Genomic DNA, 21,933 nt, shown 5'->3' on the forward strand with positions numbered 1-21,933 from the left:
GTTCCAACCCAAGGGGAAATAGCCCAGGACACCACTCACCAAGGGGTGCCTAGCAACACAATGCCCGCCCAGAAAAACGGATGCTCCAGCCCACCGCCGATGCGTCGCTGCTGGGCAGTGGTCAGGCCGGAGAGGAGCACATCGCCTCCGGCCCCGATCACCTGATCGCCGATGAGCCGCATCGTGCCGCTCGCCATGGCCCGGCGGGTGAATTGAAGGGCCTCTGCCTTGGGAAGGCCCCGATCCAGGAAGCGGTAAAACTGCACGAATAGAGCCGATGTGGCCACATCGTCGACGTACCAGAGACTGCCGATTGCACTGCGGGAACCGGCCTGCAGTGCCAACCCCGCGAAGCCCAGTTCACTGTCCGCATCTCCGAGGGCAGTACGGCAGGCACTGAGGCTGAACAAATCCAGTTGATCCTCACCACGTCGCTGGCGCAGCTGGGCTAGCTGGTCGAGGGACATGGGTCCGATCCCTGAGTAAAGTCGAGCCGCCGCCGGCCCCCCCGGCAGGAAATCGGCGTGGGTGGCCACATGCACCCGATTGATGCGAGGGTCACTGGCTTTCTCGAGAAGCACCTGGGGCGTGAAGCTCTTGTTGAGGAAGATCAGGGTTGTCTTGTCCTTGCCCACCCGGTTCAGTTCCTGGGGGACGAGTGGCAGTGGGTTGAGGCCCACGAACTCGGAGGCGCCGACCGCCAGCAATTGTGGATTGGCCTTCTCGGGCAGCAGCGTCAGTTTGGTGAGCCCCAGGGCCGGCGTAATGGAGATGGCGTAGCGCTCACCCAGGTAGGCCTGGCCGTCATGGAGGGCGGCGAAGGGCACCGCTTGCAGGCCCGCATCGGCGGAGATCAGCAGAGTGGTGATCTTGTTCTTCTGCAGGTGCTCGGCAATTGGCTGGATCAGAATCGAGTCGAGCTGCCTGGCCGATGAGCTGGGATCGCTCACATCCAGTGGTGATTGGCTGGCCAGCTGGCCGTAGAGCTTGCGCAGCAGCTCGTTGAAGCGCTTCAGCGACACCTCAATGCGGGAGCCCTGCACGTCCCCATCGGGCGGCACCAGGGTGAGATCGAGGAAGGCATCCGCCTGGGGATTGGCAGTTTTCCCCTTGGCTTCACTGAAGCCGATGCGCAGAATCGCTGGGTTGTAGAGGGCCGGATCGAAGGGCGATGCACCGTCGGATGCCCGGTTCAGGAGTGGTTGGGAGGGGTTTGGCTGCAACGCAAGGGCACCTGGGGGGGCCAGGGCGAGCCCGAGGAGCAGCGGCAGCGAGGTCGCCAGACAACGGTTCCGCCAGTGGCGCGAAAGCCTGCTCATGGTTGGCTCCCGCGGATCCGCTTGCGCACGGCGTTGATCACCTCTCGCAGGCTCGCCTGCAGCTGGGAGGGGGAGGGTGCCGCTCGGCGGTCGGTTGGGTCGAGCCCCAGTTTCGCTGCGGTCTCTTCCATCGCCCGTTGCTCGGCGGTGGTGAACTGTTCCTGCACCTGAAGGAGGGTGAGTTGCTGCACCGTCCGATCAAATACCCCGGATTCACCTGTGGATGGAAGATCCCCCAAGCTCAGATCGGCAGAGAGGAAGGCGGATTGCGTGAGGGTGAAGGCGAGCGGATCGATTCCCAGTTCTGCCCATTGGGAGAACAGCGCTGATCCCGGTGCGGTGTAGTCAATTGTGGCCAGCGGAGAAACCTGACCCAGATTGACGCTGAGCTGGAACCTCCCCTCAGTGGGTAGAGCCACAATCGGTGCCACGTCAACGATCTTGGGAGGCTCGGGCGGCGTAGTTCTCAGAGCTACATCCACCCCGTTCACGAACAACCGGCCACCGACGATGCTGGCGTTGTTCAGGATCGAGCTGCCGAACAGGTTGAACCTGGCCTCGCCGCCTCCCACCAAGGAGGTGAACGCATCGAGGCTGAGGCTGTCGGTGTTGGCTGAGCCCAGCACGATGGAACCGCCACTGAGCCCGAATACGTTGAGGGCGGAGCCATTGATGGCAATACTGGCAGCGTCGATGGTGATTGATCCACCGAGGGCTGGTGGATCGGCGATCAAGCTGGAGTTGCTGATCGTGACGCTGCTGGGTTGGGCCTTGAGGCCGATCTGAATCGAACCGCCATCGCCGGCGCCTGACGTGTTCAGCATGGTGTTGCTGAGGTTGATGCTGCTGCCATCAAGCTGCACGGTTCCGCCGGCACTGCCGCCACTGGCATCGACGCGGGCGCCAGTGAGGTTCAGGGGGCCAGAGCTGTTGATGAAGATCAGAGCGCCGGGGCTGGTGAGCGATGAACCTGATGTGAGCTGGGTTGCCCCGCTGGAGCTGAGGCTGATCAGGCCACCGGCGGAGCTCACCGCGCCGCTGAGGTTGAGGCCGCCTGCCGGGCTGCTGAGGGTGATTGTGCCAAGGGCCCCAACGCCCCCGAGGTTGAGGTTGCCACTGCTCTGGGTGATGGCGACGCTGGAGAAATCGCTGCCGATGCTGCCGCCATTCTCTGTATAGATCCCGTTAAGAACGAGCGGTCCGCTGCCATTCAGAAGCCCCTGGTTGAGCAGGGCGACGGTGGTGAAGTTGCCGCCATTGAGGCTCAAGGTGGCACCCGCTCCCACGGTGGTGGAGCCACTGACTGTCAGGGAGCCACCGGTGAGGTTGAGGCTCTGATTGTTGTACAGGTTCTGGAGGCTGGTGCTGCCTGCGGCGGCGTCGTAGATGAGGGCGCCGCTGCCGGCAGGGATCGCCACGACCGCCACATTGAAGCCGCTGGGCAGGGCATCCCAGTTGGACGCATCGCTCCAATTGCCCGCCGTGCTGGCTTTCCAGGTGGCCAGTGGGCGGATGCTGATGTCGGCGGTGGCCAGTGGAGCGGAGCTTGGTTCGTTGGGGACGCTGGGGAAGCCAATGAGGCTGTAGTTAGCGGCGTCGGGCCCGCTGAGCGTTAGTCTGTTGACGACCACGCGCTTGGCCAGTCCAACGTTGGGGTCGGCGAAGAAGCCGCTGCCGTCAAGACTCACACTGTCGCCGGCAACTAGGCCGTTGAATGTGGCGGTAGTGGTGTTGAGCGTGGCCGAAGTGGTTCCGTCGTACACCTTGTTGTTGGCGCTGACCCCCGTGACGAACAGATTGAGGGGATTGATCGTGTAGCTCGCACGTCCTGTGGTGAAGCCTGAGAAGGAATAGTTCGCGGCGTCGCTGCCTGTGAGTGAGGAGCTGGCGGTTTGGGAGTAGGAGCCAGCGATCGGGTTGCCGCTGCTGCTGACGCCGCCGGTGTTGACGGAGGCGGCGGAGCTGACGAGATCGCCAGCGAAGAGATTGTCAAAGCTGACGGCACCGGGGCTGAGCGCTGAGCCGTAGATCGAGCTGGAGGGTGCGATCGCGGCGCCGGTGAGCGCCAGGGGGGTGATCGCTCCCACGGTGGTGCCACTCGCGTTGGGGCTGGCCAACTGGTAGCCATACACCGTGGCGGCAGCTTCGCTGGCGCCAATGATCGCCATCCCAGCAACCGAAACACCCTTGCCGCTGCCGACATCTTTCAAACCACTCCCCGTGCCGGCCGTTGTGTAGGTCCCGAGCGTGGGATTGTTCAGCTGGATAGTGTCGCCGTCAATCGTGCCACTGACGAAATAGTTGCCAGATGCGATCGGTGCAGCCACGGTGCTGTCATAGGTTTTGCTGATGCTGCCGGTGAGACTTGCTGTGATCGTTGGCGAGAGTCTGTAGAGGAAGCCATTGCCGGCTCCCAGCACGGGGCTTGCACTGCCGTAATCGATGCCGTATTGCTTGAAGGCGTAGCTCAGGCCGCCGCGGTTGTCGTTCAGGGGGCTGGCGGAAAAGACCAGCCAGTGCGCCCCTGGTGCCACCGCAAGCGCTCCGGCGCCGGCCAGGTTGGTGAAAGCGCCCGTGCCGGCATCGAGCACCAAAGCGCTTGCCGTACTCGCGCTGGCATTGAGCGACGCACCCATCTGCAAGGTCAGTCCTGAAGCCCCGCGGCCCAGAAGGGTGGTGGCCGAAACGGGTCCGTCGAGTAGGAGGTTTCCTGCTGTCGCTGTGAATGACACCGGTCCATTGACAGCCCAGGCGCCTGGGCTGAGATCGCCGCTGGCCTGGTTGAGCGTGACCCCGCTGAGGGCGGTGCCCGTGGTTCCGCCCAGGCGTGTGAAAGCGTTGGTGACCGTGAGGCTGCCGTTGCCGTTCAAAATGCCGCCGTTGAATGCCAACGACGATGCGGTGAGGGGAGACTGGATGGTGAGGGTGCCAGCGACCGTGAGATCGCCGGTGAGGGTGGACGTGGTACCGGGATCACTGAGGGTCAACGAACCACCGGGATTGATCGTGAGGCTGTTGCCGGTGATGCTGTTCAGCCCTTTGATGCTCTGGCGGCTGGAGAGGATGACATCAACACCGCTCACCAGGTTCAGATAGGCCACATCGATGGCGGTGGGCAGCTGATCACTACTCCAGTTGGCCAGGGTTTCCCAGAAGGTGTCTCCGCCGCCGCCATCCCAGCAGACTCCGGAGCAGCTCAGGCCAGAGTTGGTGAGGCGGTAGACGCTGCCCACGATCGCCCCATTAAATCCCGATGGCAGATTCGAGCTGGCAAAGCTGCCGCTGGCCGCGCCACCGGAGGCAATCACATCAAAGTTCTGGCTTGGGCTTGGGCTGAAGCCATTGATCAGCTGAGTGTTGATCGTGCCACCGAGGTTCACGTTGCCTGAAACCGCCAGTCGGTCGTATTGGCTGCCGGAGGTGAGGCCGCCCAGCTCAAGGTTGAGTACGGAACTGCTGCCCAAGATCAGGCCACCCGTGAGGCTTAATGTGCCCGCCACGCCAACGCCGCCGGGGCTGATCGTGCCAAGGTTGGTGAGCGTGTTACCGGCGCCAATATCGATGGTGCCGAAGCCCGAGAGGGTGCCAGTGGATGTGTTTGTGAGGCCGCCGGAGGCGACCTGGAAGGTTGTAGCTGAAGCCGTCAGAATCCGGCCATTGTTCTGCATCGCCGTCGTAGGACTGATCGCCAACGTGCCCGAGCTCACGTTCACCAAGCCGTCATTGGTGAGGTTCACCCGGTTGCTGCCCACTCCCAGAGACGCCGTCCCCAGACCGGCGCTCTTGCGCAGCTCTCCACCCGTCAGGTTATTGAACGCCATCGTGAAATTCCCGTTGTTCCCCCAGAAACCATCCGTCTGCACATCAAACAGGCCGCTGTTATTGATCACTCCACTGGCACTGAAATCCACATTGCCGCCCGTCCATTGCAGGGTTCCCTGATTGGTCAATTGGCTCAAGCCATAGGAGCCACCGCCGCTCACCACCAGCGTTCCCCCACTTCCCACCGTCAGCACTCCAGGTCCATTCAGGCTGCCGCCGGCCCATTGCGAAGATCCATTCAGTGTCAACGCTCCATTGGTGGTCAACACGCCGCCGTTGATACTCAGGCCACCATTCAATGTGGAGCTCGTTCCTGGATCATTCAGCGTCAATGAGCCACCGGAATTGATCGTGAGGTTGTTACCGGCGAGGCTGTTCAGCCCTTTGATGATCTGGCTGCTGGAGAGGGTGGCATCGACACCGTTGACCAGGTTTAGGTAGGCCACATCGATGGCGGTGGGCAGCTGATCACTGCTCCAGTTAGCCAGGGTTTCCCAATTGGTGGTGCCGCCCCCGCCATCCCAGCACGCACCCAGGCAGCTGAGGCCGGAGTTGGTGAGGCGGTAGACGCTGCCGATGATCGCGCCATTGAATCCCGAAGGGAGATTCGAGCTGGCAAAGCTGCCGGTGGCCGTACCACCGGATGTGATCACATCGAAGTTCTGACTCGGGCTGGGGTTGTAGGCATTGATCAGCTGGGTGTTGATCGCGCCAGCCAGGCTCATGTTGCCCGAAGCAGATAGCTGGTCGTATTGGCTGCCGGGTGTGGAGCCACCGATGTTGAGATTCAGCACAGAGGTGCTGCCTAGGGCCAGTTCACCGGTGAGGCTGAGAATGCCCGGGACGCCAATGCCGCCAGGGCTGATGGTGCCGAGGTTGGTGAGCGTGTTTCCGGCGCCCACATCGATGGTGCCAGAGCCAGAGAGGGTGCCTCTGGAGGTATTGGTGAAGCCTCCTCTGCGCACCAGTGTGGCCCCGGATGCCATATGGATCAGACCGTCATTGGAGAAAAAGGTGGATGGCAGGACGAGCGTTCCAGCGTCCACATTGAGTGTTCCTGTGTTATTGAGCGTGCTGGTGTTGTTGAAGCTGCCTTCTAAGTTGAACGTGGTGATGGCAGCCGAACCCTCGGCCTTGGTCAACGTGCCGCTGTTGTTAAAGACAATGCTGAAGTTCACGCCAACAATGGGCGTGGCATCGCTGCTCTCTATACGCCAGACGCCGGCATTGTTGACAGTATTAGTGCCAGTGAGGAACACTTTAGAGTTCCTACTTTGTGTCACTGTGCGGCCGGCCAGGTTGTTCAAGGTCTTGCCGCTGAACTTCACTAAGCCGTTCACAAGGGTGTCGGAATCAGTGATCAGCAGGCCCGAGCCGCTGATCACACCACCACTCAAGGTGCTACCACCAGCCAGCGTGAGGTTCCCGCTGCCGTCCAGCGCGCCAGCGACCGTGAGACTTCCGGCAAGGGTGGAGCTCGTTCCTGAATCGTTCAGCGTCAGCGATCCTCCGGAATTGATCGTGAGGTTGTTGCCGGCGATGCTATTCAGCCCCTTGATGCTCTGGCTGCTGGAGAGGGTCACATCGACACCTTCCACCAGATTCAGGTAGGCCACATCGATGGCGGTGGGCAGCTGATCACTGTTCCAGTTGGCTAGGGTTTCCCAATTGGTGGTGCCACCGCCGCCATCCCAGCACGTACCCAGGCAGCTCAGGCCGGAGTTGGTAAGGCGGTAGATGCTGCCGACGATTGCGCCATTGAATCCGGAACGCAGATTCGAGCTGGTGAAGCTGCCGGTGGCCATCCCACCGGATGTGATCCCATCAAAGTTCTGGCCAAGGCTGGGGCTGAAACCATTGATCAACGGGGCATTGATCGTGCCACCAATGTTCACGTTGCCTGAAACCGCCAGCTGGTCGTATTGGCTGCCCGGCGTGGCGCCGCCGAGGTCCAGGTTGAGGACCGAGGTGCTGCCTAGGGCCAGGTTCCCCGTGAGCCTTAAGGCGCCTGCCATGCCAACGCCGCCAGGGTTGATGGTGCCGAGATTGGTGAGTGTGCCCGTACCAAGATCGAGGTTGCCCCCCCCTAGCCCTGGACCACCCCGAATCGTGCCACCCGCCCCATTGGTGAAGCTGCGGTTGCCAGTGCTGATACTGCCTTGGCCGATCTCAAGAACGCCAGCATTGATGAATGGGTTGGTGGTACTGATGCTGAGATTTCCGGTGGTGGCGCCAAGCGTGCCGCTGTTGTTCAGCGTCGTCGGGCTGATCGTGAATGCCTGGCCTGCTGTGCTGGCACGAATCGTGCCCTGGTTGTTCAACGTTGCAGGGCCACTCCACGGGAAGATGCTTCCAAAGCCCTGGAGGGTGAGGCCAGGCGCCAGCGTCAGCGCTCCAGGCCCCCCCCGAGCGATGTACAGCCCACTGCCGTTCGTCTTGGTGATCGTCGCGCTGCCGCTGATCGCTGGTTGCAGGGTGTGGTTGGGGCTAAAACTCCAGTCCCCGGAACTCCAGTTGATCAGGGTTCCATCCGCCAGGGTGGTCGACGATCCGGTGAACAAGATCGATCCACTGGTGGTGAGATTGCTGCCGAAGGTTATGTTTTGCAGCGTTGCATTAATTGAGGTGAGCGCCGACCCCGTGATCGTGCTGCCGATGATCGTTCCTGCCAAGGTGGTGCTGCCGTTGAAAGCCGCCGTGCCGCCGTTGAGCGCGAGGGTGGCGCCACTGGCCAGGATGGAGGCACCGCTACCACTGGCATCACTGTCGGGATTGAGCGAGAGATTCAGCTGTTCGCTGCTGCTACTGATGCTCGCATTGAGGTTGATGTTGTTGTGGGCTGTGAGGGTGAGCGTGGCATCGCCCCCGGCCGTTTTGTTGATCGGTGAAGCCACGGTGATGTTGCCCTCCTGAGTGCCGGCGGCGCTGGTGGCCACACTGACGTTGGTGCCTGCATTCAGGGCGCCCTGAACTGTGGCGGTGGTGAGCACCGCGTTGTCGCCGGTGGTGGTCACGGCCGGTGGACCCGTGACGTTGCTGTCGGGCCCAGCGGCCTGGATCATGACGTTTTTGGGATCGATCAGCCAAGTGCCCCCTTTACCGTTCGAAGCTGAAGCGTCTGGCGCCTGGCTCACTAGCAGCTCGCGGCGACCGGAGGTTTCCACCAGGCCGCCATCGCCACCCTGGGGGCCACCGCGGGCCGAGAGGGCGCCCTCCACCCGGGCACTGTCCGTGCCGTAGATCACCACGGTGCCGCCCGATCCCAAGCCCGTGGCATCGGCGCGGACCGCGCTGGCCGCATCCACGCCCGTGCGTTGGGCGTTGGTGATCGTGGGGTCGGCGCCACGCAGGCCGCCACCCAGGAGCACCTTGCCACCTCCCGTGGGGCCGCTCACATCCACCGTGCTGGATTCCAGTGAGACCGAGGCCCCGGTGATCGCCACCATGGCGGCGGGCGCCTGGATCCCTGCCGCTTGCAGCAGCACGTTGCCGCCCTGGGCATCGAGCAGCAGGCTCTGATCCACCGTGAGCAGGCCGCCTGAGAGGCTCAAATCACCGTTTTTCTGCAGGCCAATTGCCGCCAGGCTGGCTGGATTGGTGAGTGGGCCGGCCGATCCTTGAAGTGGTGTGCCACTGAGCAACGCCGCCTGGCCAGCGGTGGTGCCCGCCGCATCGAAGATTCCGTTGCCCACGCGCCAGCCCGTGGCCGTGCTCAGGTTCAGCTGCTGGATGTTGGCGAATCCACCGGCGCCGCTGATGGCGATGCCGCCCGGGGAGAGCCAGAACAGGTTGCCGGGGCTCGAAAACGAGATCAGCTTGTCGATGAAGCTGCCCAGGGGATTGGTCACCCCCACGAACACGTTTTGGTGCCCACCGGTGGCGAAGTTCACTCCGCTGATGCCGCCGCGGGTGTCGAAGGCCGAAAAACGGTGAAACAGGTTGCGGCCCGCTGCTTTGCCCCCGCCCACTTGGCACAAACCCCCTCCGCAGCTTCCGCCCACCCGGCCGTTCACTGCTGTGCCAAGCCCCAATGCGCCGGCGGTGGCCCTCACCTCGCCTGCCAGGCCCGGAGCCCCAGCCAGCAGGGCCGTTAAGCCCATCGCCACGGCCACGCCCTGCCCAAGCGCTGGGGTCAATGGGGAGCTCAAAGCCATGCAAAGGCCACCATAATGTTGATGAGAAGGGTTGATGACATCAAACTCTCCAGAGCTAGCAGAGGTTAATGGAGGCGATTGTTGCCGCCGACACGAGGTAGCGGATATTCGAGATGTTGGGTAAACACTTTGGCTCTGAGCAATCATGCGACGGTGTTGCGGCCCTTCCAGGGGAAGCACCAACGACAACGATTGGAGGAGTGCGGGGATTGATTGTTTAAGGGGCCTGGAAATCTGCCATATTCAATCACTTCCGATAACTTGCCTTCGGCAACTTCGCTGAATGTTCATGCTCCCCCTGCCGCTGCTGGCCCAGCTGGTGGCTCCGCCACTGCAGCAAGGTCCGGTGCGCCTCCCAGGACCTGGCGCCGGGGAGCAACGGCCGGATCGCGATCGACCCGCCCCATGGATCGATCTGCAGCCGGTGGAGCCAGCGGCCCCGCTCACCCCTGGTCCATCTCCCATCGGCCCCGGTGCACCCACCACCAACCCGCCGGCGACACCCCCCGCCACCACCCAGCCACCTGAGGTGCGGGGCCTCAAGCGCTACTCCAGCGCTGAATTGACCAAAATCTTTCAGCCCTGCCTGGCGATCAGCGATCCGGCCGAGCGGCTCAAGGCTTGCGCCGCCAGCCTCACGGCCCGGCTTGTGGCCGATGGTTATGTCAACAGCCGCGTCTTTGTCGAAACCAGCCCCGCCCCTGGTCGCTTGGAGGTGGTGGAAGGGCAGATCGTGGAGGTGAGGGTCAATGCCAAGAATGCCTGGCTGAGCCGCCGGGTGAGCCGTCTGCTGCGGCCCTTGCAAGGCGCAGTGCTGAACTTGGGTGAATTAGAGCGCCAACTGCGGCTTCTGCAGCGGCAGGCGGGCATCCAGAGCATCCGTAGCAACCTCTCGCGCTTGGGAAGCGACCCTAGCCAGGCTGTACTCACTGTAAACGCGGAGCTGGGCAGTCAGCCGCTCCAGGGCGATCTCTCCCTGCGCAACGACGGCTCCAGTGGTTCCGGCGAAGGCCGGGCGGTCGCCACCCTCCTGAAGGGGGGGTTGGCAGCACCCGGCGACATCCTGCTGCTCTACGGCGAGCTCAACTTCAACAATGACCCTTCCCTGGGGACCCTGATCAGCTCCACCAGCTACACCTATCCCCTCAGCGACCAGTTCAACCTCACGGGCTCCTTCGGCTACAGCCGCCGCAACCTGATCGAGCTGCCTGCTCCTGCGAATGAATTCAGCACCCGCCAGTTCCAGGGGCTGGGGCAGCTGGAGTGGGTGTTCAAGGAATCCCTCACCCAGCGCTGGGCCGCCTTCGCGGGGCTGAGCATCAACCGCAGCGACACCTACCTGGCAGGCAAGGCCCTGCCCAGCTTCCTGCCCGAAAGTGTGCGCTCCCCCCGCACGGGTTTCCTGCGAGTGGGGCTGAGCGGCAGCGGCCTGAGCCAATCCGTGGGCTGGAGTGGCAACGCCTACCTGCTCCAGGGGATCGGGGCTTTCACCCCAGCCACTCAGATCAGCGAGCTGTCCCAGGGGGGCATCTCCCCCGGTCAGGCCACTGCCCTTGGGGCTTTGATCTCGGCCGCCTGGGGATTCGCACCGAATTGGCAGCTCAATCTGAGGGGCGGTGGGCAGGTGGCTTACAACCCGCTCACCTCCTCGATGCAGTTCACCCTCGGCTCTGATGTGGGCCTGCGCGGCCTGCCGGGCCAGCTGATCAGCGGGGACAGCGGCTGGCTGGGCACTGCTGAACTGGTCTGGACCTTCTGGGAAAATCAGCAGCAGGCGCTGCAGCTGGTTCCCTTCTTCGGCTACGGAGGCGTTTACACCCAGTTGAAACATGGCAGTTTGATCGACTATGTGGGCTCGACCGGCATCCTCGCCCGCTGGCTCGTCGGCGACGACTGGACCCTGGAAGCCGGCTGGGTGGACCAGCTTGATACCGGCACTAACCTTGGCCCTTGGGCCGACTGGACACTGAGCAAGGGCTTTTACGGCAAGGTGCAATACCGGTTCTGAGCGCCTCCATGGGCCAATCATCTCGCCCCAATCGTTTGAGCCAGGTGCTGCTGCTGACGGCCCCTTACGGAGTGGCAGCGCTTTTGGTGGTGGCGCTTCGGGTCACGGGTATCGGCGAATCATTGAACCTGCTGCTCTACGACCTGATCACCTACCTGCGGCCGGCGCCATCAGGAGCCACGACGCCAATCGTCATCATCGGCATCAGCGAAGCGGACATCACTCGCCACGGCTGGCCGATCGATGACCGGCTGCTGTGCCGGGCCATCGACACCCTGAGCGCCGATGGCGCCCGGGCGATCGGCTTGGATCTCTACCGCAACAGGGGCGTCGGTCTCAAGCAGAGGTGCCTGCGTTCTCAAGCCCGTGCCAATCCACGGTTGGTATCGATCTTCAACGTGGCCGAATCGATCGGCCCGATCCTGGGCACCCCTGCGAACCGCATGGCCTTCAACGACCTGGTGGTCGACGCCGATGGCGTCGTACGCCGGGACCTGGTTCATGTGTCTGGCCAGGATGCCGCCACCGTGGCCTTGCCCCTGCGGCTGGTGGAAGTGTTTCGCGGCAACGGCGAACTGCGTAGACGCCTTGAGGCTCGACCCAACGCCGAGGGCTGGATCGAGCGCGATTCGGGTGGTTACTTCGACCTCGATGCCGCAGGCTTCCAGCAGATGCTGGCGTTCCATCAGCCGGGCAGCTTTCCCGTCTGGTCACTGGATCAGCTGCTCAGCCAGCAGGTGCCCAAAGCACAGATCAACAGCCGGATCGTGCTGATCGGCAGCACCGCCCCCACCCTGCGGGATCTGTTCAACGTTCCGTACACACGCTTTGTGCTGGCGGCCCGCCAGATCCAGATGCCCGGCGTGGAGCTTCATGCCAACCGCACCGCCGCCCTGCTGGCCCTCGCCGATGGACAACCCCATGGGATTCGGGCTCTGCCGGGCTGGAGCGGCACGCTGCTGCTCCTGCTGGCCCTTGGGCTGGGGGTGGCCCTGGGGGAGAGCTTCGCCACCTTGCGACGGAGCATCCTCGCCGTGACCGCTGTGGTGATGTTGGGCCTGGGCGGCGCCGTGGCGCTGTTGTTCAACGGGGTGTGGGTGCAAACCACCCTGCCCATGGCCGCTCTCACTCTGATGGCGGGGGCCGCCTGGCTGCGGCGCGGGGCGGCCAGCCAGCAGCAGCGCCAACAGATCCAACGCCTGCTGGGTCAAACCACCTCACCGGCGGTGGCCCAGCAGCTCTGGGAGCAACGGGATGAACTGCTCAGCGACGGGCGCTTCGAAGGCCGCCTGCTTGCCGTCACCGTGCTCTTTTCGGACACCTGTGATTTCACCTCCCTTTCCGAGCGAATCAAGCCAGCCCAACTGCTGGCCTGGCTGAACCGCGGCATGGCCATCTGCGTACCGGCGATCACCGAGCGGGGCGGCATGGTCAACAAGTTCACCGGCGACGGCTTCCTGGCGGTGTTCGGGGCACCGCTGGGCAAGGGGGAGGTGGCCGACGCCGCCGATGCCATCGACGCCGCCCTGGCAATCCAGCACGGCTTGGAGCAACTCAACGGCGAGCTGGCCGCCGATGGGGAACCCGCGATGCGGATGCGCATCGGCATTCATTCCGGCGCTGTGCTGGCGGGATCGATGGGCAGCAGCGAGCGGCTGGAGTACGCCGTCATTGGCGACACGGTCAACTGCGCCTCGCGGCTGGAGAGCTCGGAGAGAGAGCGTCAGAGCGGCCTCTGCCGGGTGCTGGTCTCCTCCGTGACGCGCGATCTGGTGCTTCTGAGCGCTCCCAAAGCCGTGGAGTGGGAGGCCTGGGGCAGTTTGCAGGTGAAGGGTCGAACGGAACCGCTTGATGTCTGGGAACTCAGGGGCAGCGCACCGGTAGCGATGCCGGCCAGTCCGCACCAATGACGTCTTCGAGGCCGAAAGTCCTGGCCAGCTCCGCCTTGGCCACCTGGGAGCCGCAGAGATTCTTGAGTTTCTTCAGATTCGCCTGAAGGCTCCGGTCGTCGGCCGAGCCTTCGCTCACCAGCAGGCTCAGGGCCGGGGGTGCCACTGTTTCGACGAAGTTGATTGGATCGTCAGCCACGGGCTGAGCATCGGCATCGCAGCGGAAGGAGGATTCCCAGACCTGGGTGTTTGTGAAGCTGGTCAGCTGGAGCAGAGTGACTCCCGCCACAGAAGGGGGCAGCTCCCGTTTCACGGCGGGGCCGGCGGCCGTGCCTCCGGGGCCCTGGGGCCGGAACTGAACCTGCAGGGGTCGGGGGGTGGGCGTGGGTCCCTCCAGTAGGGCTACTGAGAGCGCCGGGCCTGGGGCGAAGACGCTGTCCCTGGGCACCAGGTGGGCCAGCACCCGTGCGGTGCACTCACCGCGGGTGCCGCCACCGATGCGGCGGCCGGGGAAGGTTGAACGCAGGTTGGTCTGGGCCAGGGAGGCCGTGGCCTCAAAGCTGAGGACAGCCACAGCGAGGACTCCCAGCAACCTGCGGGTAACGTAGGTATGAATGTGGATCATCGTTTGGGTGCGAAGTTCGCTCATTCCTGACTTCACCATCGCACCAGCACGAAAGTCCAAAACAGTTTGGTAGCCAGGTGGATTGTCTGATCCCCAGGCAGGCGGTAAAAGTGCCGGCACTTGCCGATGTCGGTGAGGGAGTGGGCCACCCATTCCGCCAGCCCCAGCAGAGGCACGCCGGTGATCACACCCACCAGGAAGCCGTGGATGGCGGCATGAGCTCCGAGCCACCAGTACCAGGGCAGGGTGACGTCATGACCCGGGCATTTCTCCGTCGCCATGCGGTCGCTCTGCAGGCCGAAATCCCCTAGGAAATGCCCCATGACGAGCATCAGGAACAGGTCCAGCGCATGCAGGTGATGAGAGGAGTCAGCGAGCACGGCAACTGGTGCCGACCGGCCCGACTAGAAAAAATAGCCATGGCCTGAGCCGCACTGGAAGTGCGGAAACGGTTGATGTTGGCCCTGGGTCCTGGTGCCTATCTCGTCCTGAAGCACCTATCGAAGCTGTGGCGCAAGTTCTTCCGTTCAAAATTCTGCTGCTACCCCTTTCACAGGAAGCTTCAGTGGGCGCAGAACCGCACGAGCATGCTTGTGCGGTCGGTGGGCGGGGGCAACTCTGCCGGATCAAAGGGCGAGGAGGCATCAGAGGTCGCGGCCCTGTTCATCATAGGACGGACGCCTCTATCAAGCTGCACTTCCAAAGGGCTCAGCTGGGCCAAGCCGATGGCCCCAGCCAGCTCCCGTGCCTGGGTCAGGGCATCCTGGTACGCCTCCCGCAGCAATTGCCGCTGAACAACTGCGTCGTCCCCCCTGCCGGCCTCGCTGCTCACCGGTGCCAGGCGAACCCCCGGCAGGGCCCCCACCGTGCGGATCAGGTTCTGCAACTGGGCGGGGGGCAGTTGCCCGCTGACCTGCAGGTTGGCCTGCACGGCTGCGGGCTGGTTGCGGCTGGCCGGCCGCTGCCAGGTGGACGGTGAGCTCACTTCCAGCTCCCTGACGGCCAGCTGCCGCAGGGCCAGCCGCACCGCTGCCAGGCGCTCCTGCAGGGCAGCGAGGGCCCCATCAGCCGTGGCGGCATCGGCCTCCAGGGCCAGCGAGAGGCGCAGGCTCTCGATGCTGCGCTTCCGCTCGGCCTGGCCCGAGGCCTCCAGCAGGGTGCCGTCGCAGCGGAGCTGCACCTGCTGGGCCACCGCCGCCGGGGTCAGCGTCAAGCTGAAGGGCAGGATTCCAAGCACCACTGCCAGGCAGCGGATTCGTCGGGAGAACTCCATCAATGATCGGCAGGGGAGCTTCCAGCTTGCTCGCCGGTTCTGACTGAACCATGACCATCGCAGCCTTTATCGTGCCGAATTCCTTCTCGGCTGGGATCGTCCCAGCCACGCACTCCTGCCCATGATGCGAGTCCTGGCGGTGTTGCTTCCCGCGATCGGTGTGGTGGCCCTGCTGCTGCTGGTGAGGTTGCTCAGCCGCCGCATCCGTCTGACGCCTTTCCCGCTGCGGTTGCCGCTGCTGGCCACCGGGGCGTGGGTGTTGGTGCGGATCCTGCCTGTCGCCCTGCTTCCGGCGAGCTATCGCCCCTGGGTGGAGCTGATCGATGAGCTGATGCTGAGCTACGCCGGCCTCCGCGTTCTGCTCTGGGCCGGGATCGAGGTGCCGGCATCACTCGGTGCCTGGGCGCAGCCACCGCCGGTCCTGCTGCAGCTGTTGATGCTCACCAGCGGCTCGGTGGTCACGGTGGTGGTGTTCAAGGAGCTGGCCCGTTTCGATCTGCTCGGCCTGGTCACCACCTCGGCCGTGCTCACCGCCGTGCTCGGCCTGGCGGCCCAGGAGCCGCTCAAGGATCTGTTCGCCGGCTTTGAACTGCAACTGGATGATCAACTCAAGGTCGGCGACTTCATCCGCGTCAACGAGACCACCGAGGGGGTGATTGTTTCGATCGACTGGCGTGACACCTGCCTTCGTGATGTCACCGGAGCGATGGTGATGGTGCCCAACGCCGTGATCACCTCGGTGGTGCTGCGCAGTTACGGGGCCTTCGGATCGATGGGGAATCGCTTCGCTATCGCCCTGGATTACGGCATGCCTCCAGCCCAGGCACGCCGCATCCTGCTGGGAATCGTCGGCAGCCATCCCCGCATCCTCAGTGAGCCCGCCGCCGCCGTGCGGATCAAGGGCTTCGGAGAGTATGCGATCGACTACGAGATCATCGTTTTTCAGAAGCCCGGCAACCTGGCGGACGTTCTGGATCTGCGCAGCGAGCTGCTCGAGCAGATCTGGTATGCACTGGATCGGGAAGGGGCCTCAGTTCCCTATCCGGTCCGGGAGCTGCGCCGGCAGCGGCCTTCAGCGGATGGGACTCTGTCGATCCTCCGCAGTGAATCGACCCGGGCCGGGATTCTCCGCGTCAACCCGATCTTCGCCGGGCTCACCGATCAGGAGATCGCCAGCCTCGCCGCCAACACCCGCTGCCTGCGCTTTGCGCCAGGGGAAACGGTGATGCAGGAAGGGGAAGCCGGTGGAGCTATGTACCAGGTGGTCACCGGTCAGGTCGAGGTGCTGAAGCGGAAGCCGAATGCAGAGGAGCTCCAGCTGGCCTGCCTTGATTCAGGCGAGATCTTCGGTGAGATGTCGATGCTCAGCGGCAGCGAGCGCAGTGCCACCATTCGCGCCCTCCAGGAGTCGATCCTGCTGGAGGTTTCCAGGGAGCAGCTGGTTCCCCTGCTGAAGCGGAATCCTGCCCTGATGGACGGCCTGGCCCATCTGGTCAGCAAGCGGCGCGGCCAGCTGGAAGGCCTGGAGCGGGAAACGGTTCAGATTCAGGAGAACCAGCTGCTGAAAAGAATGCAGCAACTGTTTGCGTCTCTGATCCAATGAATCTGGAGTGTTACAGATACTCCATCAACATCAATTGAAAGCTGGTGACCCCAAGTTTCTTGCCAAGGTCGCCGGTGAGAGCCAGGAGCATTTCCGTCACCGTGTTGGGGTCTTTGAGCCGCAACGCATCGAAAGCGGGCCGAGACAGGACCCAACAACTGCCAGGCAGATCAGCGATCACATCAGCGCTGCGTGTCTGCCTGGAGAGGAAAGCGATCTCACCGAAACACATTCCCGGTTCGAAGGTGGCGAGGCGGGATTGATGCAGGATGCCGTCCTTGCCCTGAAGATCGATTGTGACGGTGAAGCGACCACTTTTGACGATGAAGAGCTCATCGCCGGCATCTCCTTTTCTGATCACGTGATCACCAACGTCAAAGGTTTTCAGCTCGGCGATTGAGAAGAGAATCTGGTGATAGCTTGGATCCAGCAACTCCAGGAAGCCCCCATAATCATGCTCTTCTTGCATGCTTTGATCAAGCTTCTCTGGTTGCACTGATTCCAGCAGCAGATCTTCAGCCCGCTCAATCGCCTGATCCAGATGCAGAAAGGTCATCGGTTGATGATCCAGCCCAGCCAGGGGTTCGGCTTCCAGGCCGAGGTGATGGCATCGCACCAGCAGCACGATCACCCCTTCACAGCGCAGTGAGGCCAGCTCCTGGACCAACAGGTGCCTGGATTCTTCCGGCAGCTCGGAGACATTGGCGAAATCGATCACCAGGATCCAGGAATTGATCAGCAACTGAGCCAGTTCGGCAATCAGCCGCTCAACAGCGGCGAAATCCAGCACTCCCTGAGCGTGAACGATGCGCAGCGAGTCGCGATTCTGCTGGAGGCAGCTCAGCTGGGCCGGTGGCCTGAACCGTCGCGAGTGACGCTGGGAGCCCTTGTAGGAGCGGCGGATCGTGGTGCTGTTCTCCGGATACTGGTTGAACAGGCTGAGGCCGAGCTGCTTGGAGAGCTCCTGGCAGACCGCGATGCCACGCACGCTGTTGCCGAGCGAATCAAGTGCCGGTGAATAGGTGGCAATGCCAAGACGGCCAGGCACCACGGCCAGTACGCCACCCGCCACCCCACTCTTGGCAGGCATGCCCACGTCGTAGAGCCATTGCCCGGCGAAATCGTAGGTGCCGCAGGTGGCCATCAGGGCCAGAATCTTTGTGGTGGTCTGAGAGGTGAGTGGTTGTGAACCGGTGAACGGATTGCCACCCTGGCAAGCCAGGGTGGCGGCCATCACAGCCAGGTCATGACCATTGACCAGAATCGAACATTGCCGGAAGTAGAGATCGAGGGCCTGCTCAGGATCGGACTCGATGATGTTGAAATTTCGCAGCAGATGGCTGATTGCCCTGTTGCGATGGCCGGTCGCGCGCTCCGACTGATAAACCTGTTCATCAATCATCAGCCGTCGACCGGCCAGGGCGGCGAAGTAATCGAGCAGGATCTCCTCGGCATTGTCCGGGTCATTACTGCTGATCTGCGCGGTTGTGGCGATTGCCCCCGCATTGATCATCGGGTTGCGGGGCTTGCCGGTGGCGGGGTCGAGGCTGATTGCATTGAAGGCTTCCCCAGAGGGCTCCACACCCACCTTCGCCTTCATGCGTTCGGTGCCGAGCAGATCGAGCGCCAGGCCATAAACGAATGGCTTGGAAATCGATTGGATCGTGAACAACTTGTTCGTATCTCCCACGCTGTAAAGGCGTCCATCCACCGTGGCGATGGCAATGCCGAAGTCATGGGGATCGGCCTTGGCCAGTTCAGGGATGTAGTCGGCCGGTGCACCCTCATCCAAGGAGAGAAAACGATCATGAAGTCCCTCAAGCAGCCCCTGGATCACGGTCGCCTTGGGACTGGAAGACGCCATCAAGAGGTCGGAGCAAAGCAGAGCCCGATCTGAGGCCATCAAGATGGCGTTAGCTGTAACGGTTGTTACCGTGCTTCCTGGCCTTCGGGCTGGCCACCGCTCTCGCCCAACAGGGCTTTCAGGGTGCTGCGGGCCTCGGCGAGTGCGCCATCGAGGGCGGCCGCATCGCGCCCACCAGCCTGGGCCAGGTTGGGCCTGCCGCCACCGCCACCACCGCAGAGCCTGGCGATCGTGCCGATGAAGACACCGGCCTTGGGGCCCCTGGCGATCACCTGCTGGCCGAAGGCGGCCACCAGAGAAAGCTTGTCGGCTTCGCCTGGATCCGGCACGCCGCCCAGCAGCACGGCCGCCCCACCGCCGAGGCGCTCCTGCAGTTGCTGGCTCACCGTCTGCAGCGGTCCGGCATCCACCCCGTCCAGCCGCGCCACCAGCAGCTGGAACTCCCCGACGGGTTCGGCCTGGCCCAGCAGCGCCGCCGCCTTGGCCAGGGCCAGCTCGCCACGGGCCTCGGCCAGGGCCTTGCCGTTGGCCTTGAGCTCCTCCTGCAGAGCGGCCACCCTGGCCACGATTTCGCCGGGCTGGGCCTTGAAGCGTTCGCTGAGCTGCTTCACCACCGCATCGCGGGCGTTGAGGTAGGCGAGCACGGCCGGGCCTGCCACCGCTTCGATACGACGGACTCCAGCCGCCACCCCGACTTCAGAGGTGATCTTGAACAGGCCGATCTCGGCGGTGTTGGCCACGTGGGTGCCGCCGCAGAGCTCCATCGAGACGCCGGGTACGTCCACCACCCGCACCCGGGCGTCGTACTTCTCGCCGAACATCGCCACAGCGCCGGCGGAGCGGGCCCGCTCCAGCTCCATCTCCTGCACCTCCAGCTCGTGGGCGTCCGCGATCCAGCCATTGATCAGTGCTTCGATTCGCTCCAGCTCGGCGGGGGTCACGGCGCGGGGGCAGTGAAAGTCGAAACGCAGTCGATCGAAGTCGACCAGCGAACCGGCCTGGGCGATCGCCGGATCCACCACCTGTTTGAGGGCCGCCTGCAGCAGGTGGGTGGCGGTGTGGTGGGCCTGGGCACGGCGGCGGCAGGCCCTATCAACCCGGGCCAGCACCCTGTCACCGAGGCAAAGGCGGCCCCGTTCGATCCGGCCATGGTGCACGAACAGTTTGCGGTTCTTCGCCACCGATTCGATCCTGACGATCAAGCCGTGATCGGCACCTTGATCTGGACCGGGATCGAGACTGTGATCTGGACTGGGATCTGGACTGGGATATGGACCGGGATCGGCTGAACCGGAACCCTCTTCGGTGAGCAGCCCACGGTCGCCGATCTGGCCACCCGACTCCCCATAGAACGGTGTGACGTCGAGGACCACCTGCACGCTGTCTCCGGCAACCGCCTGGCTGGCTGGTTCACCGTTCGTGACCAGGGCGATCACCTGGCTGGGGTGATCGAGCCCGTCGTAGCCGTTGAAATGGGTGTCGGGCAGCTCCGAGCCGATCGCCTCGATCGCCCCCTGCAGGGTGAGATCCAGGCTCACCGCCGCCGCCTTGGCCCGCTGGCGCTGGGCCACCATCGCCGCTTCGAAGCCCTCCAGGTCCACGGTGAGGCCATGCTCGGCGGCGATCTCCTCGGTGAGCTCCAGGGGGAAGCCGAAGGTGTCGTAGAGCTCGAAGGCCTGCGCTCCACTGATCCGGCTGGGGCTGGCGGCCAGCAGCTCGCTCAGGAGCTTTTCGCCCCGCTCGAGGGTTTCGAGGAAACGGGCCTCTTCCCGCACCAGTTCTGCGGTGATCAGGTCACGGCGCTCCAGCAGCTGGGGGTAGGCAGGGGCCATCAGGCTGATCGCCGCCGCACCCATCGCGGCCAGGAACGGCTGCTCGATCCCCAGCAGGCGACCGTGGCGCACCACCCGGCGCAACAGGCGGCGCAGGATGTAGCCACGACCGAGATTCGAGGCGGTGACGCCATCGCCGATCAACTGGGTGATGGCGCGGCTGTGGTCGCCGATCAGCTTGAGCGAGGTCTGCCTTTTCGCGTCGAGCTGGTGATAGTCCACACCAGCCAGGGCCGCGGCTGTTTCGATCAGCGGGAAGATCAGATCGGTTTCGTAGTTGTTCGGCACGCCCTGCAGGATCTGGGCCATGCGCTCCAGCCCCATGCCGGTGTCGATGTTGCGGTTCGCCAGCGGCGTCAGCGTGCCTGCGGCGTCGCGGTTGGACTGCATGAACACAAGGTTGTAGAACTCGATGAAACGGCTGTCGTCGTCGAGATCAATGGCCGCGTCACCACGTTCGGGGTGGAAGTCGTAGTAGATCTCCGAGCAGGGGCCGCAGGGGCCGGTCGGACCCGACACCCAGAAGTTGTCGGCTTCATCCATGCGAATGATCCGGTTCGGGTCCACGCCGATGGCATCGCGCCAGATCGTCTCCGCTTCGTCGTCGTCACGGAAGACACTCACCACAAGCCGCCCGGGATCCAGGCCGAACTCCTCGGTGCAGAGTTCCCAGGCCCAGCTGATCGCCTCCGCCTTGAAGTAATCCCCGAACGAGAAATTGCCGAGCATCTCGAAGAAGGTGTGGTGCCGTGCCGTGCGGCCCACGTTCTCGATGTCGTTGGTGCGGATGCATTTCTGAGCGGTGGTGGCCCGAGCTGCCGGCCGCTCCGCCTGACCCAGGAAGACCGGCTTGAACGGCAGCATGCCGGCGATCGTCAGCAGCACGGTGGGATCGTCCGGCACCAGGGAGCTGCTGGGCAGGCGCCGGTGGCCCCGCTGCTCGTAGAAGGCCAGGAAGGCTTCGCGGATCTCGGCGCCGCTGCGGGGCCTGGGCTGGCTGGCGGCCGCGCCACTTGAAGAAGAAGCAACTGCCATGACCTGATGCGGCGTGACACCTCTGAAGAAGGCATGATCGCCCAGGACAGGTCCCGACCCGCTTGCGCCCCGCCGTGCCCACTCCTTTGACGCCTGCAGAGGACCGCCGGCTGCTGCGGCTGCGCTCGATCGGCTGGGCCCTGCTGGCCGCCGCCGGCGCCATGGGCATCGGCCTGGCCTTCGGTCTGGAGCCAGCCCTCAGGGCCGGTGGCAGTGGGTTTTTCTATGGGCTGCTGGCCTTTCACCTCCAGCGGGTCGACCCCGACGATGGCCATCTCCAGGCCGGTCTGATCGGGGCTGTCTGCGGCCTGCTGAGCCTGGGGGTGTCCGCCGAGCCGGCCCTCACGGCGGCGGGGAATCTGCCCGGGGGCTTCTCCAGCCTGGTGCTTCAGCTGCTGCGCGACTGGTGGCCGCGCTGGCTGCCCCTGGTGGGCGGTGCCCTGCTGCTGCAGGCCGGAGTGCGTCTTTTCCCGGCGATGCGGCCATGCCGGCCGTCCTGAGCGGCTCAT

Annotated in this window: 11 protein-coding genes; 4 read left to right on the forward strand and 7 right to left on the reverse strand. The window is 63.9% G+C overall.

The features are described 5' to 3' along the window. Positions 1-35: 35 nt before the first annotated feature. Together ACXMDY_RS13505 and ACXMDY_RS13510 are read right to left on the reverse strand one after the other, a co-directional pair. On the reverse strand, positions 36-1,319 hold the full coding sequence (locus tag ACXMDY_RS13505) for a CHAT domain-containing protein (RefSeq protein ID WP_259701813.1): 1,284 nt from the start codon (positions 1,317-1,319) through the stop codon (positions 36-38). Further along, positions 1,316-9,277: a YDG domain-containing protein gene (locus ACXMDY_RS13510; protein ID WP_259727007.1), complete on the reverse strand. Its 7,962-nt coding sequence runs from the start codon at positions 9,275-9,277 to the stop codon at positions 1,316-1,318. Before ACXMDY_RS13510 ends, ACXMDY_RS13505 begins: the two co-directional genes overlap by 4 nt. Positions 9,278-9,578: 301 nt before the next feature. Here ACXMDY_RS13510 and ACXMDY_RS13515 point away from each other — a divergent pair, with 301 nt between their 5' ends. Together ACXMDY_RS13515 and ACXMDY_RS13520 are read left to right on the forward strand one after the other, a co-directional pair. Continuing rightward, a complete protein-coding gene (locus ACXMDY_RS13515; protein ID WP_457767651.1) occupies positions 9,579-11,303 on the forward strand; it encodes a ShlB/FhaC/HecB family hemolysin secretion/activation protein in 1,725 nt (574 codons plus the stop codon). 8 nt (positions 11,304-11,311) lie between these two features. Further along, positions 11,312-13,213: a CHASE2 domain-containing protein gene (locus ACXMDY_RS13520; RefSeq protein WP_259701816.1), complete on the forward strand. Its 1,902-nt coding sequence runs from the start codon at positions 11,312-11,314 to the stop codon at positions 13,211-13,213. Here the strand turns inward: ACXMDY_RS13520 and ACXMDY_RS13525 are convergent. From ACXMDY_RS13525 to ACXMDY_RS13535, 3 genes are all read right to left on the reverse strand, one after another. Then, positions 13,167-13,766, reverse strand: coding sequence for a hypothetical protein (locus tag ACXMDY_RS13525; protein ID WP_259701817.1), 600 nt, complete (start codon positions 13,764-13,766; stop codon positions 13,167-13,169). The two genes, ACXMDY_RS13520 and ACXMDY_RS13525, sit on opposite strands and share 47 nt — an antisense overlap. 83 nt (positions 13,767-13,849) lie before the next feature. Then, positions 13,850-14,197, reverse strand: a complete 348-nt coding sequence (locus tag ACXMDY_RS13530) for a DUF3307 domain-containing protein (RefSeq protein WP_311133817.1) — start codon at positions 14,195-14,197, stop codon at positions 13,850-13,852. Positions 14,198-14,379: 182 nt separating this feature from the next. Then, the gene (locus ACXMDY_RS13535; RefSeq protein WP_259701818.1) at positions 14,380-15,090 is read right to left on the reverse strand and encodes an SIMPL domain-containing protein; all 711 of its coding nucleotides are present in this window, start codon (positions 15,088-15,090) and stop codon (positions 14,380-14,382) included. Positions 15,091-15,211: 121 nt separating this feature from the next. Between ACXMDY_RS13535 and ACXMDY_RS13540 the strand changes: the two genes are divergently transcribed. Further along, the gene (locus tag ACXMDY_RS13540; RefSeq protein WP_259701819.1) at positions 15,212-16,693 is read left to right on the forward strand and encodes a mechanosensitive ion channel family protein; all 1,482 of its coding nucleotides are present in this window, start codon (positions 15,212-15,214) and stop codon (positions 16,691-16,693) included. Between the two features lie 10 nt (positions 16,694-16,703). On the opposite strand, the gene glsA is transcribed toward ACXMDY_RS13540, so the two are convergent. Both glsA and alaS read right to left on the reverse strand, forming a co-directional pair. Next, positions 16,704-18,557 (reverse strand): glutaminase A, encoded by a 1,854-nt coding sequence (glsA, locus tag ACXMDY_RS13545; RefSeq protein ID WP_259701820.1) that lies wholly within the window; start codon positions 18,555-18,557, stop codon positions 16,704-16,706. Positions 18,558-18,622: 65 nt separating this feature from the next. Continuing rightward, a complete protein-coding gene (gene alaS, locus ACXMDY_RS13550) occupies positions 18,623-21,424 on the reverse strand; it encodes an alanine--tRNA ligase (protein ID WP_259701821.1) in 2,802 nt (933 codons plus the stop codon). 74 nt (positions 21,425-21,498) lie between these two features. On the opposite strand from alaS, the gene ACXMDY_RS13555 reads away from it, so the two are divergent. Further along, positions 21,499-21,924, forward strand: coding sequence for a hypothetical protein (locus ACXMDY_RS13555; RefSeq protein ID WP_259701822.1), 426 nt, complete (start codon positions 21,499-21,501; stop codon positions 21,922-21,924). The last annotated feature ends 9 nt before the right edge of the window (positions 21,925-21,933 follow it).

It is taken from the genome of Cyanobium sp. ULC082, assembly GCF_977927535.1.

What these genes read in the sequence shown, in the direction of transcription:
- ACXMDY_RS13505 (WP_259701813.1), bottom strand. Translation starts at nt 1,319, where the DNA reads ATGAGCAGGCTTTCGCGCCACTGGCGGAACCGTTGTCTGGCGACCTCG.
- ACXMDY_RS13515 (WP_457767651.1), top strand. Translation starts at nt 9,579, where the DNA reads ATGTTCATGCTCCCCCTGCCGCTGCTGGCCCAGCTGGTGGCTCCGCCA.
- ACXMDY_RS13520 (WP_259701816.1), top strand. Translation starts at nt 11,312, where the DNA reads ATGGGCCAATCATCTCGCCCCAATCGTTTGAGCCAGGTGCTGCTGCTG.
- ACXMDY_RS13535 (WP_259701818.1), bottom strand. Translation starts at nt 15,090, where the DNA reads ATGGAGTTCTCCCGACGAATCCGCTGCCTGGCAGTGGTGCTTGGAATC.
- alaS (WP_259701821.1), bottom strand. Translation starts at nt 21,424, where the DNA reads ATGGCAGTTGCTTCTTCTTCAAGTGGCGCGGCCGCCAGCCAGCCCAGG.
- glsA (WP_259701820.1), bottom strand. Translation starts at nt 18,557, where the DNA reads ATGGCGTCTTCCAGTCCCAAGGCGACCGTGATCCAGGGGCTGCTTGAG.
- ACXMDY_RS13540 (WP_259701819.1), top strand. Translation starts at nt 15,212, where the DNA reads ATGATGCGAGTCCTGGCGGTGTTGCTTCCCGCGATCGGTGTGGTGGCC.